We start from the raw sequence: 18119 nt of genomic DNA on the forward strand, positions 1-18119 counted from the left end.
AAATACAACTAGGAATTAGTTTAAAAATGAGAAGTAATGGTTTTAACTTTGCCAAAAAGAATAACTACAAATGATTAGATTTATTTAGGATTAATAATTTAAAATTAAACATAATTCAAGAATAACAATTCGTAAATTTAAACATTAATTTATGAAATACATCAACTTAATTTTTAAACCATTAAAAATTCTAAATTATATTTCATCATATAAAAGATTAATTGAATCAAAATTTCTAATATTTTTAGTTGGCGAAAAAAATAGGATTAAAAATGCTGTAAATCCACCTGTGGCACAAAAAAACATTGTTGGTTGGATACCAATATAATCTGCAAGAAAGCCTGCAATAAGAGCACCAAATGGTGCTAACCCAACTTCAAAAAGTTGCATTGCTGAATTCATTCTCCCCAACATATTATCTGGGGTAATAATTTGCCTTATAGTAGTATCATTAATGAAATATATAACAAGAAAACAGTCTCCAAGCTGAGATAACGATAACATAACTATTGCAAATGTTTTTCCAAAATAACCTGCTAATGGAATGCACAACATTGAACAAGCAATCAAAAATGATGCAATAAGCATTGTTTTACCAACTCCAAATTTTTTAGTAATCCTGTTTGCAAACATTGATCCAAAAATAGAACTCACTCCTCCAATTGAAATAATCAAACCAAGAATACCAATATTTATATTTAATACCCTTATTGCATAAAGAGAGTACAAAGTTCCAAAGAATCCGAAAAAAAATGAAATTCCTCCAACAGCAAATGCTGATGAAAGCAAAATCTTATTTTTAAATACGAATTTGATTCCTTGAGTTATCTCATCAAATACTTTGATGTTAGTAGTACTTTGATTTGAAATTGAAGACTCTTCTTTCTTGTTGATTAGAAGTAGGCTAAATGCAGATACAAGAAATGATATTGAATCAAATATTATTGCAAAGGGTGCAGTTATTGCTACAATTAATACTCCAGCAATTCCAGGACCAGAAACTTCAGCAATAGAATTACTTAATGAAATTTTTGCGTTAGCTGAAACTAAATTTTTACGTTCAATTAATGTAGGCAAGTATGACCTGTAAGCTACATTAAAAAATACACCACAAATACTTGAAAGAACAGTAACAAAATAGAGTTGAAACAATGTTAATTGATTATAATGAAATGCAATAGGAATTGTTAAAAGCACTAAACATCTAACAATATCAGTTGTAATTAACATTGGTTTTCTTTTGAATTTATCTACTAGTACACCAGCGAACAAGCCAAACAATACACTTGGCAACGAACCAATAGCAGATATAAACCCCATTTGCTTTGCGCTAACACCAAGTGTTACAAGTGCAACTATTGGTAATCCTGTGCGTGTTATTCTCGAACCAAATTCTGAAAATGTTTGCCCAGACCATAGTTTAACAAAATCAAGATTTTGCCAGAGTGAATTTTCTTTTTGCATTTATAAATAAATCAAATTATTAACTAAATAATATAACTAAATCTGAATGTAATTAATGATGAATAATCTATAATAAATTCAAACGTATAAGATTGATTCTACAAAAAATATTTTTAAATTGGTAATAAATTGATAAAGTCATTTTGAGAATTATCGATTATAAAAATGAGTTCAAATTTATCAATGCAAAAATAGTTCTTTAATTCACTGGGGTTGCAACTTTCAGTTTACTTATTTTCGCAGTTCAAATTATACCAAAGATGAAAAATTACTTAATTAAAATTTTAAATGAAGCAATATTAAAAATTGGTTCTACAGAAAATATTCTTATCACTTTAGAGTCTCCAAGACAAATTGAACATGGAGATTTAGCAACAAATATAGCAATGAATTTAGCAAAACCATTGAGAAAAAATCCTCGTGCAATTGCTGAAGAAATTCTTCTTAACCTAAACTATGATAATTCTTTAATCTCTTCAATTGAAATTGCTGGTGCTGGATTTATCAATTTTAAGTTTACAGATAAATTTTTTCAAATTAAATTATCTGAAATAATTGCCAAAGGAGATGAGTATGGAAAATCAAATATTGGAAATGATATGAAAACAAATGTTGAATATGTAAGTGCTAACCCTACTGGTCCGCTTCATACTGGGCATGCAATTGGAGCAGCACTTGGTGATACAATTGCAAATTTGCTTGAATGGACGGGTTATAAAGTTACTAGAGAATATTATTTTAATAATGCTGGTAACCAAATGAGGAAACTTGCCTTATCAGTTCAAGCTAAATACCTAGAATTACTTGGGTTGCAATTTAATTGGAAAGAAGAATACTATCAAGGGGAATATATTATTGACATTGCAAAAGAGTTTTTAAAGATAAATGGTGATGGATTTTTTGAAGAGAACGAAGCTAACTTAGATTCATTTAGATTCTTTGCTGAAAAATATAATTTCGATAGAATTATTGAAACACTAAAAGCATTTAATGTTAATCATGAAGTATTTTACAATGAAGATACATTGTATTCTGAAGGAAAAATTAAAGAAACAATTGATGACTTAACAATAATTGGAATGACATATGAAAAAGATGGAGCTTTATGGCTCACATTCAAAGAAGAAGGACAAAATGATAGGGTAATTGTAAAATCAACTGGAGAACCAACTTATAGGCTTCCTGATATAGCATATCATGTAGAGAAATTTAAAAGAGGATATGAATATATAATTGATGTATTTGGAGCTGATCATATTGCTACTGCTCAAGATGTTAAAAAAGCTATTAAAATGTTAGGGTATGATGATGATAAAGTGAAGATTGTTATGAATCAAATGGCAACATTTATTGAAGGTGGAGAAGAAGTTAAATTCTCGAAACGTAGCGGAAAATCATTAACACTCGATACAATGATAGAAGAATTTACAGCTGATGTTGTTAGATATTTTTTTGTGATGAGAGGTGTTAATACTCACTTAACTTTTGATATTGATTTAGCTCGAGAACAATCAGATAAAAACCCATTGTTCTACTTGCAATATGCTCATGCAAGGGTTTCAAGTGTTTTAAGGCATTCGGATGAACTAGATTATAAAATAGATTTAAAAGCAGATTTATCTTGTTTAAAGGAAGTTGAAGAAATTGATTTGATTAAGGAATTAATAATATTTCCAGAAATTATTCAAAGAGCTTCAAGAGAATTAGAGCCTCAAATTTTAAGTGAACATCTAAGAAACATTGCCTCTTCTTATCATAAATTTTACAGAGAATGCAGAATAATTAAATCAGAAGAAAATATTAGAGCTGCAAGATTGTTGTTATGCATAAGTACAAAAATTGCATTATCAAATGGTTTGAAAATTTTAGGAGTTAGTGCACCAGATAGTATGTATAAAAATAATTAAAGTAAAGATTGATTTAATAATTGAAAACTTAAAATTTGAATGGATAAAAAAAACATATCTAAAATATTAGTAATTGGAATAATTGGGCTTGGGGTAATAGTATCATTACTAGTAAATAACTTTCTTGTAGGAGCAAAGGGAACTCAATCTGAAATGAATGAAATTGATTGTTATTCTTTAGCTGAAACTTCATTTGAATTTCAAGGTAATGTTATTAAAGTTTCAGAAGAACAAACTTGCAAACTAATTAAAATGATTACTGAAATGAAACCAGTTAATGAAAATTATTCAAGTGAAAAAGATGACCCTTGGCATTATTATGGAAGGTTAAGAATTAGACCAAAAAATTCAGTTTGGTTTTTAATCTTTATTGCAAAAAAAAGTAAAAACTACAAGCCAATTTTTTCCTTACAACGAAGACGTGGCTCTGGCTGGGGGGTTGTAGGTCAGTTTGATGCCGAACCTATATTGAAGGAGTTAGGTCTGTTTGATAAAATTGATAAAAATAAACTTGAATCAAATGAAGCCCTAACCCCAACTGATTATACAACTGAGTTTTAAATTATTATTTTCTTATTAATGTATTATGAACGAGATTTTAAAGCTTAAAAACGTAATTAAAAATTTTACATTAGATGGAAAATTAATTCCAGTTTTACGTGAAATTAACCTTGAAGTTTTTGAGGGAGAGTTAATTGCAATTATTGGTACATCTGGTGCTGGTAAAAGTACTTTGCTTAATATTATAGGGGGATTAGATGAGGCTACTAGTGGAGATGTTGAAGTATGCTCAACTAGAATTGATAAGTTATCTAATAATGAAATTGCAAAATTTAGAAACAAAAACATAGGTTTTGTTTTTCAATTCCACCACCTATTGCCAGAGTTTACTGCAGTTGAAAATGTGGCAATTCCTTTAATGATCCGTGGAATTCCAAAATCGGAATCAATTGTAAAATCGTTAGTGTACCTTGATTTAGTTGGATTAAAGGATCGAGCAAATCATAAGCCAAATGAGCTCTCAGGTGGTGAACAACAGCGAGTGGCTGTTGCTAGAGCTTTATCACCAGAGCCAAAAATTATACTTGCAGATGAACCTTCGGGGAATTTAGATAGTGAAAATAGCAATAACTTACATGAACTTTTAAGGAAAATTTGTAAAGAGAATAAACAGACTGTAATAGTAGTTACACATAATTCAGAACTTGCTGGATTAGCTGATAGAGTGTTAAAAATTGTGGATGGAAAATTTGAAAAACTAAATTGATAAATTATTTTAATTATCGATTTAGTTAAAAATAATAGTTGTAAAATTAATGTTAAAACTAAACTTAAATAAATTTCTAAATCGTCGTTAGTAATAATTCAATAGTATTTGGTAAGTTAATTTTTATTTTTTAAATATATATACAAGATGAAATTTAGTCTATGTAATTTTCTCACAGTTTTAATTCTTTTAAATGTTTTAACTAGCTGTGCCCAATCTTCCAAACAAAAAATTGAAAATCTAAACGAAGGTCATATAACTGAATCTGCTTTAAACGAAAACATTGTAACAGAAATTGACACTAACTGGACTACAAAAATCTTAAAACCTGATACAGTTTGGAAAAGATTACTAACACCGCAACAGTTTTATATAACCCGTGAACAGGGAACAGAAAGACCATTTACAAGTGAATATTATAAAAATCATGATAAAGGAATTTATTTGTGTGTATGTTGTAATAACCCATTATTCAGCTCTGAAACTAAATTTGAATCGGGAACAGGTTGGCCCAGTTATTTTAAGCCATACTCTACCAAAAGTATAAATACATCTCAAGATGATTCACAAGGAATGTCAAGAAACGAAATTCATTGTCAAAGGTGTGAAGCTCATTTGGGTCATGTATTTGATGATGGACCAAAACCAACAGGTTTAAGATATTGTATAGATGGAGTTGCACTTTTATTTCAGAAAGGAGATGTTAGAATAAAAGTTAATGAAGTTATATCATCAAAACAAAACAAAGAATTAAGTAAAGCTGTTTTCTCAGAAGGATGTTTTTGGTGTGCTGAAGCAGTGTTTGAAAAGATTAAAGGTGTTATTGAAGTAACTTCTGGTTATTCAGGTGGTGATGAAAAGAATCCAACTTATGAGCAAGTAGGTCAAGGTGAAACTGGCCATGCTGAATCAATAGAAGTTCTTTATAATCCTTCTATTGTAACTTACAAATCTTTATTAAAGGTATTTTTTAATTCTCAAGACCCAACTCAAGTGAATGGTCAAGGTCCTGATATGGGTTCTCAATATAGATCTATTGCTTTTTACAAGAATGATTTAGAAAAAAATGAAATAGAAAGTTACATCAAAGATTTAAATAAATCTGGGAAGTATAGCAAGCCAATTTCAACTCAAGTAAATCAATTTAAATATTTTTGGAAAGCAGAGGATTATCATCAAGATTATGTTAAAAATCATCCAGAAAATTCATATGTAAAGCATGAATCAATACCAAGATTAAATAAGGCTATAAGAGAATTTCCAGAATTGTTAAAATAAATTCTATAAGTTGTATATCATAATTAGAAAAAGCCAAAATTGAAATTAATTTTCAAGTTTGGCTTTTTATATTGCTTGTATTAGAATTATTTGTTTATTCAAATTCACCGTGAACCATAGTAACAAATTTTCCTGCAAAGCCCATTACGTCTTTCCCAGCGGCTTTATTTTCATCTGATTGCATCGCAATTTTAAATGAATCTTTATCTGCAAAAATCATATCTGCAATTAAATAATATGGAGCATCAGGAGTAAATGCTCTTATATTCTTACACACTTTTAAATCAATCAAACCCGGCACTTTTCTCATTAGCGGAGCATGAATTTCATTGTAATGTTTATCAAATGCCTCAACGTCTTCTGGTTTTGTAAATAATGCTACTAATTTATACATTTTTAAATTTTAAATTTATATTGATAGAATTAAATTTTATAATAATATTGGAATTCTGTTATACTCCACGAGTTTCTGGATGCCAAATAAATTTATGCATTTGGAGTTGAAACCTAACATTCAAACCATCATTAAGAATTGCATTTACTAATTCAACTGGTTCAATTTTACCAAACACAGGGGATATTAAAACTGATTTTACTTTTTCAATTAAGCTGTAATTTATAATCAATTCTTTTGACCATTCATAATCAACAATAGAAGAACATACAAATTTAACTTCATCATTCTTACTGAGAAAATTAATATTTTCTAAAAAATTCTTCTTCATCATTAAAGAATCTGGTGTTTTCAAATCCATAATTTTAATAATCCTTTTATCGCAATTTGAAATGTTAATATGACCACCAGTTTCTACGGCAACTTCATAACCTTCATCTAAAAGTTCGTTCATTAAAACATAAACTTCTGACTGTTCTAATGGTTCGCCTCCAGTAAATTCTACAAACTTTATATTATACTTCATAATTTCATTTTTAATAAAATCAAAACTTTTCCATTCACCACCAATTCTATGATCTAAAGCATAAGGGGTATCGCAATATGAGCATCTTAACCCACAACCTTGCAACCTAATAAAAAAACATGGCAACCCAGCACGAGTTCCTTCCCCTTGAATTGAAACGAAGAGTTCATTAATTTTTAGATGCCTAGGTTTCAATGGAACAATCATACTTTATAAATTTTTATTAGATCTTAGTAAAAGAAATTTAATTTGAATTTGATATTAAATTCAAATTTTAGAAGTGATAGTTTAACGAAAAATAAATTAATTTATATATAAAAAAGTAATCTCACGAATTAAACCAAATAGTTATAAAACAAACATTATGTATTAACAATATTCATACCTTTATCAATAATTAAATTATCCAAATTGTAAGATTTAACCGCAAGAATATCGCACCTTTCATTTAATAAATTTGATGAATGACCTTTCACCCAATTAAATTTCACGTTATGAATTTCAAGAAGATCAGCTAATTGAACCCATAAGTCTTTATTCAAAACTGGCTTCCTATCTGCCTTACACCATCCTCTTGCTTGCCAATTTACTAACCATTTCTCCTCAATAGCTGAAACTACATATTTTGAATCAGAATAAACTGAAACATCACATGGGAATTTTAATTTCTTTAGAGCAACAATTACTGCTGTTAATTCCATGCGATTATTAGTAGTGAGAACAAAACCTTGAGAGATTTCAATTTCTCTATTTTCATACGTTATAATTGCTCCATATCCACCTTTGCCAGGATTTCCAGAACAAGCACCATCAGTATAAATCTTTACGTGTTTTCTTTCAGAATTAATTTTTTTAGACATATTAAAAATACTAAACTAATGTGCCCCAGTTAAAAGTGATTCCATATTAATATCTTTAAAATTATAGTTTGGTCCTTGTGTACAAACCAAAGAATATCTTTTTTCACCTTTCGTCATTTCAACAGGACAACCTTGACAAATACCTATACCACAAGCCATTTGACATTCAAGAGATACTTCAATCTCAATATTATTTAATAAGCAATAATTCCCTAGTGCCATTATCATTCTATTTGGTCCACAAGAAAATACTTTTACTACTCCCAAATCATTTTCATTTAAATACTTGTTCAGAGTAAAAACAACATTTCCTTTAATTCCAATAGAACCATCATCTGTACAATAAACAGGATTTAAAAGTCTTCCATCGTTTATTAGCATATCTTCAGTTCTAGCACCATGAATATTTACTATTTTTTTTTCATTAGCAATTATTGATTTTGCTGTAATAGGCATTGGAGCTATACCCAAACCACCACTTACTAAAATCCCTGTTTCGAAAGTGGAACTTGTATTGAATGGTACCCCAAGTAAGCCTATAACATCAATTGAATCTCCAATTTTTTTATTTGAAAGAATTTTTGAACCTTTACCAACAACATTAAAAATAATCTCTACATCATTATCATAAATATTATGCAGACTATATGCTCTTCGTAATAATGGATCATTTGATTCATCAACTTTAATGTTAAGGAACTGACCAGGAAGTGATTTGCTTGAAATGATTGGTGAATAAAAACGAAGAACAAAAACGTTACTTCTTATTTGTTTTATATAAGTTACTTTACTATTTTCTTGATGCATTCTTTAATATTTAATTTTTCAAAGATAAGGAGTTTGGTTAGGTTATAATTAAAAGTAAAATTCTTAAAAAACAATTAAAATTTTTAAGTTAAAAACTAAAATAAAATTTAATCTAAATTAGATTCTAAAAGATAATATTATTTAAAGAAATCATTAAATTATAATTGAATTGTTTTATCTAAATTAGCTTGTTAAATATGATCTAAAACTTAAAGTCAAAAATAAAACATATGTTTAGAAATAGTATTATAACAATTGCAATACATTTTGCATTCTCAATATCAAGTGCACAAAATCTAGGGTTTGAGTCATATTATTCAATAAATAGTATGTGGTTATCATCGCCAGGATCGTTAGGAATAGGCTTGTATGGATGGGAGAATCCAGCTTTATTGACTTATCAAAAAAACTTTGATTTATTATTCTCATGGCAGAACAAAGATAATAACCCATTTAATAAAGCAAATCGATTTGGATTATTTGCAGCCACAAATGGATTAGGTTTTGGTTGGATTAAGAATAAAATTGGAGATGTAACTGAGAATGACTATAGAATATCTTTTGGTTTTGGAGATAAAAGTAATTCCTCTGGAATTGGATTTGGATGGTCTGGTGGGGACACAACAATCTTCAAAAGATCGAGCGTAATAACATTAGGGTCTCTTTCACGTAATCAATTTTTATCTTATGGATTATCTGGAACTATTGGATTAGATGAGGCAACCACAGAAGGGGTTTTAGATTTAGGGATCAGACCCTTTAAGAATGAATTAATAACTCTTTTTGCAGATTATGGAGTGCATACCGGTCAGAAATTATTTGCAGGAAATTGGAGTGCTGGTGCAATTTTTGAGCCTATTTCTGGAGTTCGTTTAACTGGTAGATATTTTAATGATAAAAATGTTTCATTAGGATTACAATTTAGTTTAGGAGGTTTAGGTTTATCTATGCAAGAACACATTTCAAAGGATGATAAAAACTCAGATTTTCAAACTTATTCTATCAGGCTAGGGGGATATGATAGGAATATCTTTAGGGGAATGTTTAACAAAAAGAATGCATATTTATCTTTAAACATGAATGGAGGAATGAATTATCAGAGGTTCCAATTTTTTGATAACTCTAAAACTTTATTATCTACATTAGAACAAATTAATGATGCCAAGGATGACAATGCAATAGCTGGTATTTGTATTAACATGTCAGGTATGAGTATAAATAAAGAGATGTTATGGGAGATACATGAAGCACTTAAAGAATTTAAAAATTCAGGAAAAAAAATAGTAGTGTTTTTTGATCGAGTAGGAATTGATGATTATCATTTTGCTTCAGTGGCAGATAAAATTGTTATGGATCCATTAGGAACTATGACGCTTGAAGGTTATGTTGCAGGTAGAACTTTTTTGAAAGGAACTCTAGAAAAACTTGGAGTTGGATATGATGAATTAAGATTTTTTAAATATAAATCAGCAGTTGAAAATTTCTCACGTGACAAGTTTTCGATAGCAGATAAGGAGCAGCGACAGAAGTTGATAAATGATTATTATAATTTAGCAAAAAATGATATATGTGAAGGACGAAAAATATCATTTGAGAAATTTGATAATACTGTAAATAATCAAATGATGCTAAATTCAACAAATGCATTATCAGCAGGTTATATTGATAAGATTGGTAGATGGGAGTCTGTTGATTCAGTTATTAGAGAGTTAGAAGGGAATTCTAAAATGCAAGTTGGTTATGGTTTTATAGAAAAGAATAATTTACCAGAAGATAATTATTGGGGCAACAAACCTAAGATAGCAGTAATATATGCAATTGGTGCATGTGCAATGGATGAAGGAATAAATGCTAGATCATTAGTTCAATATTGTGATGCTGCAGTTAACAATCCAAATATTAAAGCAATTGTATTACGAGTTGATTCTCCTGGTGGTGATGCCTTAGCTTCTGATTTAATTTCTGAATCATTAAAAAAAGCTAAAGGAAAAAAACCAGTTATTATCTCTCAAGGGTATGTTGCGGGTTCTGGTGGGTATTGGCTTTCAATGTATGGGGATACTATAATTGCTGCACCAAATACAATAACAGGTTCTATTGGAGTTATTTCTGGTTGGATGTATAACAAAGAAGCTAAAGAAAAACTCGGCTTATCAACTGATATGGTCAAGGTTGGAAACCATGCTGATATTGGCTTTGGTATGACATTACCTGTTATAGGCTTAGGGTTACCTGATAGGGAATTTACTGTAGAAGAAAGATCATTTTTTGAAAAAGAAATTAGAGAAATGTACAAAGAATTTGTAACCAAAGTTGCAACTGGTAGGAATAAAAAATTTGATGATATTGAACCATTGGCTCAAGGTCACTTTTATAGTGGTACTGAAGGACTTAAAATTGGATTAATAGATATGTTAGGTGGAATTGAAACTGCAATAAATGTTGCAAAGAAAAAAGCAGGATTAGAAAATGTTGAAATAGACTTAGTTTCTATGCCAAGTGCATCACTTGTCGATTTTTCAGGATTAATGCCAAAACTTATTGGAGTTGATGTGAAGCAAGTTCTTGAAGATCCAATTTTACAAGCTTTAAAGTATAGATTAAAAAATAATGGAAAGATAATGACTGCTATGCCTCTTGAAATAGAGATTGAAGCAAAATAGATTAGTAAATATCAGTGATTAAGTTACTTATTAAAAAGTAAACAATCAAGCTATAGATATAAATTGAACATTAATTTTACCAAAGGTTATATGTACCTAAATAAAAAATCCCTAAAAAAAATAAGTATATTTCAATTGAGTTTCGGAAATTTGCTATTACAATTATCGGTAGTGGTTAGGGATTTTATAAAACAACTTAATTTTACAAGCCACTATTAACGTTTAACTATTTATTAATTTTTTCAAAATGGCTGAATTAACAAAAGATGTACGAGCAAAATTAATTGCTGGTGCATTAGAACAAATCGAAAAACAGTATGGAAAGGGAGCAATAATGCGTCTTTCTGATAGTGCAGCAGTACCTGTTGAATCAATCTCAACTGGTTCTTTATCCCTAGATGCTGCAATTGGTATTGGTGGAATTCCTCGTGGCAGAATTACTGAAATATACGGACCAGAGTCATCTGGTAAAACAACTATCTGTTTGCATGTAATTGCAGAGGCTCAAAAAATTGGTGGTGTTGCAGCATTTATTGACACTGAGCATGCTCTTGATATTCAATATGCATCAAGGCTAGGAGTAGATATTAACAACCTTTTACTCGCTCAACCTGAGTTCGGTGAACAAGCATTAGAAATTGTAGAAACATTAGTAAGAAGTGGTGCTATAGATGTTGTTGTTGTTGATTCAGTTGCTGCTTTAACCCCAAGAAGTGAGATTGAAGGTGAAATGGGAGATGCTCAAGTTGGGTCTCATGCAAGGCTGATGTCACAGGCAATGAGAAAATTAAACGGAGCTATTGGTAGGTCAAATGCAATCGTAATGTTTACAAATCAATTACGTTCTAAAATAGGAGTAATTTATGGTAGTCCAGAAACAACTACTGGAGGTAATGCACTTAAATTTTATGCTTCTGTTAGAATGGATATTAGAAGGAAAGAGGTTATAAAAGATGGTTCTGATATTATTGGAAATAGAGTAAAAATTAAAATTGTAAAAAATAAAGTTGCTCCTCCTTTTAAAGAAGTTGAATTCGATATAATGTATAACGAAGGAATCTCTAAAGTTGGTGATATGCTAGATGTGGCAATTGATAAAGGAATAGTATTAAAAAGTGGTGCTTGGTTTACTTTTGGTGAAGAAAGAGTTCAAGGTCGCGATGCATTAAAAAAATTATTGACTGAATCACCAGTAATGTTAAAATCATTAGAAGAGAAAGTTAAAGCAATATTGGGTATTACTAATGTTCAAAAATTAAATACTAAAGAAGTTAATGTTGCTGAAAAGCCTGAAAAAAGAAAGTAATTAATTTAATAATTATCTAAACAGATTCTATTTTAATTTAAAAAGAGTCTTAAATATTAAACCAGCAAGCATTGAATTTTACTTGCTGGTTTTATTTTACAAATAATTTGAATTGTTACCCTAAAAAACTTCAAATATAAAACTAAATTTAAAAATATGGTTTTACAGTTAAGCTCCAAATCTGTGTTCCTTCTAGGCCTGATGGTACCCATACATTATTTATAAATCTATAAATACCATTTCCCCAGGTACCAACTACTAAATTATTTTTGTATTCTACAACAGAATGTATAACTGGAGTTGGTAAATTATTGGAAATATCAACCCATTTTGGTGTACCTTCTTTTACTCTATTAATAATCAATCCTTTTTCACCAGCAACAACCAAACCATTTATAGTAGAAATACATGAATAGATATTCTTCATTATTGAATTACAAGTTGGATATATGCATGAACGACAGCATAGACCATACTTTAACCAGGTTTTAGCATTGTTATTGCTAATATATGCAATAGAATCATTCTCGCCAGTTATAATAACTGAGTTAGTATTAGATGTATATTTTCGTATTATAACTTTATAAGAATATTTATTTTTCATGGGTGTATTTGGGTTAGACCATGTTTCCCCACCATCAGTTGAAAGCCAAAAGCCAAAAGCAGTGGCAGCATAAATGTAATTAGAATTAAACTGATCAATTTTAATATCTAAAACTTCTTTAACTCTCCAATCGGTAACTGTTTTCCAATTCGCACCATAATCCAATGTTCTATGGATGCCATCTCCAGCACCAAGAAATATTACTTTGCCATTACATGAGTCAATTGCATCAACACAAAAGGCTTTGATATTCTCTGGACCAAGATGAACCCAGGTTTTTAATGAATCTTTACTTAAGAATAATCCACTACCTAATGTACTACCTACCGAAATTTTGTTTTGATTACCATGAACTACTGCAAATACAACCTGAGAACGTACAGATTTGTTAAGTAAGAAAAGACTAACAAAAATAAAAATGACATTTTTCATAGTAGAATAATTTAGTATAAAATAAAAACTATTCAACAGTAAATTTTTTATTGATAATTGTAGATCCAGCTTTAAACATAAGCAAATAAGCACCTTTAGCAAGATTAAAATTAGAAATATTTATAATAGAAGCGTTTATACCAAGTTCAAATTCTCTATGTGAATTATAAACTGAGTTACCTTGTTCATTAATTATTGAAAAACTCGATAAACATTTTTTATCTAAATTAAATTCCAAAACAATTTGATTTTTAACAGGGTTTGGTTTTAATATTAAATTAACTTTATTTGAGTTGGTATTATTTACACTGCTTGGAATGTAATCACCAGTTGTAAAACTCCAGTTAACAGACCAAGGTCCAAGCCCGAAAGTGTTCTGTGAGTTAACATGCCAAAAGTATTTTGTTTTAGGTAAAAGATTAATTGTTTCATAACCCCCAGTTTGAATCCCACCTTGGTCAATTGCTCTAACAGCATAATTTTCAACAGTGGAAACTTGAATATCATAAAATAAAGCATCGGGGGTTTCACTCCAAAGGAAAGCTAATTCTTTCTCCACATTTATTGCATTATTTTTAGGATATTCTAATAAAGGAGCATCAGGTAATCCTGTAATTGTAAAGCTCCATACCTCGCTCCAATTGCTAGTTCCAGTTTTATCTTTAGAAGCTAATCTCCAAAAATATTTTGTTTTGAAAGTAAACAAATCATTGTAGTAATAATCAGTTTCGGTTAATGAATCTGCATTGAAAATTATTTTTATGAAGTTTGTATCTGTTGAAATTTGTAAATGATAACTTACTTCACCTTCTATGCTTTCCCATTCAAATTTAGTAGAGAAATTAGGAACACCCCTAGCGTTATTTAAAGGTTTGATGAGTTTAGGTATTGTAGGTGTAACTGCAAATAAATATGAAAATTGTAAAATAAATAAAAGTAAAAAATTAATTTTGAAAGAATGTTTCATAATAATTTGTTGTTTATTGAAATTTTAAAAAAGCTTTATACGAAAAATATTATCATTTAAATAGAATGTATAAAATTAAACAAAAATTAAATAAGTTTGTAATTTTAAAAGAGTTTTTAAAAGGACTAAAAAGATTAACTAAATTAAATCCATAATTTGTAAGAAATTAATTTTATCAATTCTGTTACCAATCAATTTAAAATAGAGTTTTAAATCAATAAAAACTAACTAATATTTTAGTTTGTATATCAACTGGAAAAACCAAACAATAAATATCGATACATATCAATTCCAATAATTATTTTCACTTGTTTAATTTTATCTTTTTGCAATTATAATGTGAAAAAGGATACATTAAACGAAAAGCAAATACTTGGCAAAAAACTTTTCTTTGATACTAAATTATCTTTAAACGGTACAAAGGCATGTGCAAGTTGTCATGATCCAAATTTTGCTTTTACAGATGGATATAGGAAATCAACTGGGTTAGAAGCAGATGTACTTGATCATAACGCACCAAGCTTAATTAATGCAAAGTATAGGAAAGTGCTTCATTGGTCAAATCCAAATATCACAACATTTGAACAGCAAATGCTAAAGCCTTTATTCTCTATTACACCAAAGGAGTTAGGTCTTGATAGCAATAACAAAGAATATCTATCAAAATTTGAAAATGATAAAGAATATAAGAAGTTGTTTAAATTGGCATTTCCAAATGATACAACAATTACATATGGATCAATAATAATGGCTATAACTGAATTTGTTAAAACATTAAACAGTTTCAATTCAACTTATGATAATTTTGTTAAAGGAAACAAAAATGCAATTTCAGCCAGTGCCAAACGTGGTTTAGAATTATTTAACTCAGATAATTATGCTTGTAATAAATGTCATGTACCACCACTTTTTACAGATAACAATTTTTATAACATAGGATTATATTTTCAATACCCATCAAACGATCTTGGGTTGAGTATGTTCACAAATCTAAGTAAAGATGATGGAAAATTTAAAACACCTTCATTGAGAAACGTAATGAATACATCTCCATATATGCATGATGGAGGTATAGAAACAATAAATGATGTTATTGATTTTTTTTACAATGGAGGTTGCAAGAATCCACAAAAAGACACTTTGATAAAAAGAATTAATTATTCAGAAAAAGATAAATTAGATATTATAGAATTTTTATACACATTGACAGATACAACTATATCCAAGAATATAAATTTTATAGAAAATAACAAATTTGAAAACAGTAAATTAGATTATTGATAAATCCAACTTGAACAAAATATTCTCAGTTAATCTTTATCTTTGGAAGATAAAAATTAAACAACTTAATTACAAAAATTTATCTAAAAAATTTTTTAGAATATAATTTAAAATGATATTTAGAATGAAATTAAATATAAAAACAGGTTATTATACTTATTTGATATTATTGATTGTTGGAGTTACGGCTTTGACTTCATGCGGTGTATCAAGAAAAATTCAAACAAATGTCCCTATAGCGGCATCAATTAATGATTCAACTTTAAAAGTTGAGAATCAAAAAACTAAAATTTTAGATTCAATAAAAAGTATACCTAGTGAATTAACTATAATACCTCCCAAAAAAAATAGTTACCCAGATGTAAAAGAATTTAATGCTGGAGGATTACCAGTAATTATGCGTTCTACAGGTGGAGGACAACGAATAATAACTGTAAAACTTTATATAAAAGGTGGCACTTCATATTTGTCTAAAGGTGTGTCACCGGCTCTTGAGCAATTAGCTATGATAATTCCATTTTTATCAGGACCAGATGGAACGGATAAAATTGAATATCAAAAATCATTAAACAAAATGTATGCTGGAATTGCAGGAGGTGATGGAAGGGATTTTTCAGTAGTTACATTAAGGTGTATTGATTCAGATTTCGAGAAAGTCTGGAATTATTTTACAGATATAATAAGTAAACCAAAATTTGATTCTGTAGAATTTAGAAGTGTTAAAGAAAGGATAATAAATGGAGTTAAAAACAGAACTGCAAGCCCTGAAGGTTATGCCAGCTTTTTAGCTGATAGTATTTTTTTTGCTGGTCACCCTTATGGCAGATATGCTCAAGTTAAGGAAGTTGAAAAGTTAACAATTCAAGACGCAGAAACTCATTTTAAATCATTATTTCAAAAATCAAGATTATTCATGGTTGTTATTGGGGCTGTTGATTCAACAAACATTTACAATAAAACTGAAAAAGCATTTTATAATTTCCCAGTAGGAAATTATAAAGAGTTAAAATTAGATATACCTAAAAATGCATCCATGTCTTCGGTAAATATAGTGAAGCCAGAAAAAGGGAGGTCAGCACCAACAAGTTATATTATTGCCAGATATCTCTCACCAAATATTGGAGATTCTTTGTATTATCCAATGATGAGGCTTACAAGCTTTTTAGGTGGATCATTATTCCGTGAAGTAAGAGTTGAACGAAATTTAAGTTATGCGCCAGATGCTAATGTAGAATTTGGAAAAATAAGTTATGGTGAGATAAGTATTTCAACAACACTTCCAGATTCAGCTTGGAGAACATCTAGAAATTATGTACTTGATTTTTTTAAAGATTATATTTTGCAAGATATTTCTATGAAATCAGGATTAGCGAGTTGGATTACAAGCAATAATTTGAAGGAACAAACTAGTTTATCTCAAGCAGATGAAATTGGTGAGGCATACTTTTATACTGGCTCATGGCTTAAAGCTTATAATGTTCTTGAACAATTAAAAAAAATAACACCAGAACAATTAAATGAAACTGCACAAAAGTATTTAAAAAATTTCACAGTAGTAGTTTATGGTAATTCTAAAGGAGTAAATAAAAAGGAATTTGTATATTAAATTACTTTTGGAGTTTGAAAATTATCTTTTATTAACTAAACTTAAATCATAAAATATTTATTTTGAACAACAATGGATTAGCTAATTTAAACTATAATGTATAGAACTGGTTATATAATTTTTGCACTTGCAGTTGCAATAGCTATAGGTATTATTGCTTGGTTAACTCAAGATGAACATGGAGAATCAACAAGATTTATTGGAAGCAATAGATGCAAAACTTGTCATGAAACTAATAGTTCAGGTGAACAATATAAAATTTGGTTAAATAGTGCTCATTCAAATGCATATAAAACTTTATTTTCTAAAGTAGCAAAAGATTTTATTGCTTTGAAACAAATGGATTCTTCAAATTGTTACAAATGCCATACTTCAGTTTCACATAAACCATTAAATGAATATGAATTAAAATTAGCTGATGACGGAGTTTCCTGTGAAGCTTGTCATGGAGCTGGCTCAAGGTATTCAACATTTGAAATAATGCAAGATAGTTTAGCATTTGAAATGAACGGAGGTGTTAGGGGTTCTCTTGAAGATTGCTATTCATGTCATGCTAAAGATATTAATGACAAAGAAGTATGTCCTTTTCAAAAATCAAATTTTTCAGCTGAAAAAGAATGGCTGAAAATTCAACATCCTTCCACAAGGAATAGAAAATATCTGTTGATAAATAATAACTCAATCAAAACCAATAAGGATACTATTAGTCAAAAAAAATAGTTTACATACAGTTAGTAAAATGAATTAATCACAGTCC

At 29.0% G+C, this 18119-nt stretch carries 16 protein-coding genes; 9 read left to right on the forward strand and 7 right to left on the reverse strand.

Annotation, left to right across the window (positions count from 1 at the left end):
• Window positions 1-195: 195 nt before the first annotated feature.
• The gene (locus IPP08_00595; protein ID QQS66710.1) at window positions 196-1464 is read right to left on the reverse strand and encodes an MFS transporter; all 1269 of its coding nucleotides are present in this window, start codon (window positions 1462-1464) and stop codon (window positions 196-198) included.
• Window positions 1465-1724: 260 nt separating this feature from the next.
• On the opposite strand from IPP08_00595, the gene IPP08_00600 reads away from it, so the two are divergent.
• The 4 genes from IPP08_00600 (at window position 1725) to IPP08_00615 (ending at window position 5916) form a co-directional block, all read left to right on the forward strand.
• Window positions 1725-3371 (forward strand): arginine--tRNA ligase, encoded by a 1647-nt coding sequence (locus IPP08_00600; protein QQS66711.1) that lies wholly within the window; start codon window positions 1725-1727, stop codon window positions 3369-3371.
• A 39-nt stretch (window positions 3372-3410) separates the two neighbouring features.
• Window positions 3411-3932 carry a hypothetical protein gene (locus IPP08_00605; protein QQS66712.1) on the forward strand — a complete coding sequence of 174 codons (522 nt, stop codon included), beginning with the start codon at window positions 3411-3413 and terminating at the stop codon, window positions 3930-3932.
• Between the two features lie 34 nt (window positions 3933-3966).
• The gene (locus IPP08_00610) at window positions 3967-4638 is read left to right on the forward strand and encodes an ABC transporter ATP-binding protein (GenBank protein QQS67802.1); all 672 of its coding nucleotides are present in this window, start codon (window positions 3967-3969) and stop codon (window positions 4636-4638) included.
• A 147-nt stretch (window positions 4639-4785) separates the two neighbouring features.
• Window positions 4786-5916, forward strand: coding sequence for a bifunctional methionine sulfoxide reductase B/A protein (locus tag IPP08_00615; protein QQS66713.1), 1131 nt, complete (start codon window positions 4786-4788; stop codon window positions 5914-5916).
• 94 nt (window positions 5917-6010) lie between these two features.
• Here the strand turns inward: IPP08_00615 and IPP08_00620 are convergent, their stop codons facing one another.
• The 4 genes from IPP08_00620 to IPP08_00635 all read right to left on the reverse strand — a co-directional run bounded on the left by IPP08_00620 (window position 6011) and on the right by IPP08_00635 (window position 8503).
• The gene (locus tag IPP08_00620; GenBank protein ID QQS66714.1) at window positions 6011-6310 is read right to left on the reverse strand and encodes an EthD family reductase; all 300 of its coding nucleotides are present in this window, start codon (window positions 6308-6310) and stop codon (window positions 6011-6013) included.
• Window positions 6311-6368: 58 nt separating this feature from the next.
• Window positions 6369-7043 carry a radical SAM protein gene (locus tag IPP08_00625; GenBank protein QQS66715.1) on the reverse strand — a complete coding sequence of 225 codons (675 nt, stop codon included), beginning with the start codon at window positions 7041-7043 and terminating at the stop codon, window positions 6369-6371.
• A 155-nt stretch (window positions 7044-7198) separates the two neighbouring features.
• Entirely contained in the window at window positions 7199-7696 is a 498-nt protein-coding gene (gene rnhA, locus IPP08_00630; GenBank protein ID QQS66716.1) for a ribonuclease HI, read from the reverse strand.
• A gap of 15 nt (window positions 7697-7711) precedes the next feature.
• Complete coding sequence (locus IPP08_00635; GenBank protein ID QQS66717.1) at window positions 7712-8503, reverse strand: dihydroorotate dehydrogenase electron transfer subunit; 792 nt, start codon at window positions 8501-8503, stop codon at window positions 7712-7714.
• Window positions 8504-8733: 230 nt separating this feature from the next.
• On the opposite strand from IPP08_00635, the gene sppA reads away from it, so the two are divergent.
• Together sppA and recA are read left to right on the forward strand one after the other, a co-directional pair.
• Window positions 8734-11166 (forward strand): signal peptide peptidase SppA, encoded by a 2433-nt coding sequence (gene sppA / locus IPP08_00640; protein QQS66718.1) that lies wholly within the window; start codon window positions 8734-8736, stop codon window positions 11164-11166.
• Window positions 11167-11413: 247 nt separating this feature from the next.
• Window positions 11414-12472 carry a recombinase RecA gene (gene recA / locus IPP08_00645; GenBank protein QQS66719.1) on the forward strand — a complete coding sequence of 353 codons (1059 nt, stop codon included), beginning with the start codon at window positions 11414-11416 and terminating at the stop codon, window positions 12470-12472.
• A 148-nt stretch (window positions 12473-12620) separates the two neighbouring features.
• On the opposite strand, the gene IPP08_00650 is transcribed toward recA, so the two are convergent.
• Together IPP08_00650 and IPP08_00655 are read right to left on the reverse strand one after the other, a co-directional pair.
• Window positions 12621-13508 (reverse strand): hypothetical protein, encoded by an 888-nt coding sequence (locus tag IPP08_00650; protein ID QQS66720.1) that lies wholly within the window; start codon window positions 13506-13508, stop codon window positions 12621-12623.
• 28 nt (window positions 13509-13536) lie between these two features.
• Window positions 13537-14475 (reverse strand): T9SS type A sorting domain-containing protein, encoded by a 939-nt coding sequence (locus IPP08_00655; protein QQS66721.1) that lies wholly within the window; start codon window positions 14473-14475, stop codon window positions 13537-13539.
• A 339-nt stretch (window positions 14476-14814) separates the two neighbouring features.
• On the opposite strand from IPP08_00655, the gene IPP08_00660 reads away from it, so the two are divergent.
• From IPP08_00660 to IPP08_00670, 3 genes are all read left to right on the forward strand, one after another.
• Window positions 14815-15756 carry a di-heme enzyme gene (locus tag IPP08_00660; GenBank protein QQS66722.1) on the forward strand — a complete coding sequence of 314 codons (942 nt, stop codon included), beginning with the start codon at window positions 14815-14817 and terminating at the stop codon, window positions 15754-15756.
• 124 nt (window positions 15757-15880) lie between these two features.
• Window positions 15881-17362: an insulinase family protein gene (locus IPP08_00665; protein QQS66723.1), complete on the forward strand. Its 1482-nt coding sequence runs from the start codon at window positions 15881-15883 to the stop codon at window positions 17360-17362.
• A gap of 96 nt (window positions 17363-17458) precedes the next feature.
• A complete protein-coding gene (locus IPP08_00670; GenBank protein QQS66724.1) occupies window positions 17459-18082 on the forward strand; it encodes a cytochrome c family protein in 624 nt (207 codons plus the stop codon).
• Window positions 18083-18119: the final 37 nt, after the last annotated feature.

Source organism: Chlorobiota bacterium (genome assembly GCA_016700335.1).
Lineage (GTDB): Bacteria > Bacteroidota > Ignavibacteria > OLB7 > OLB7.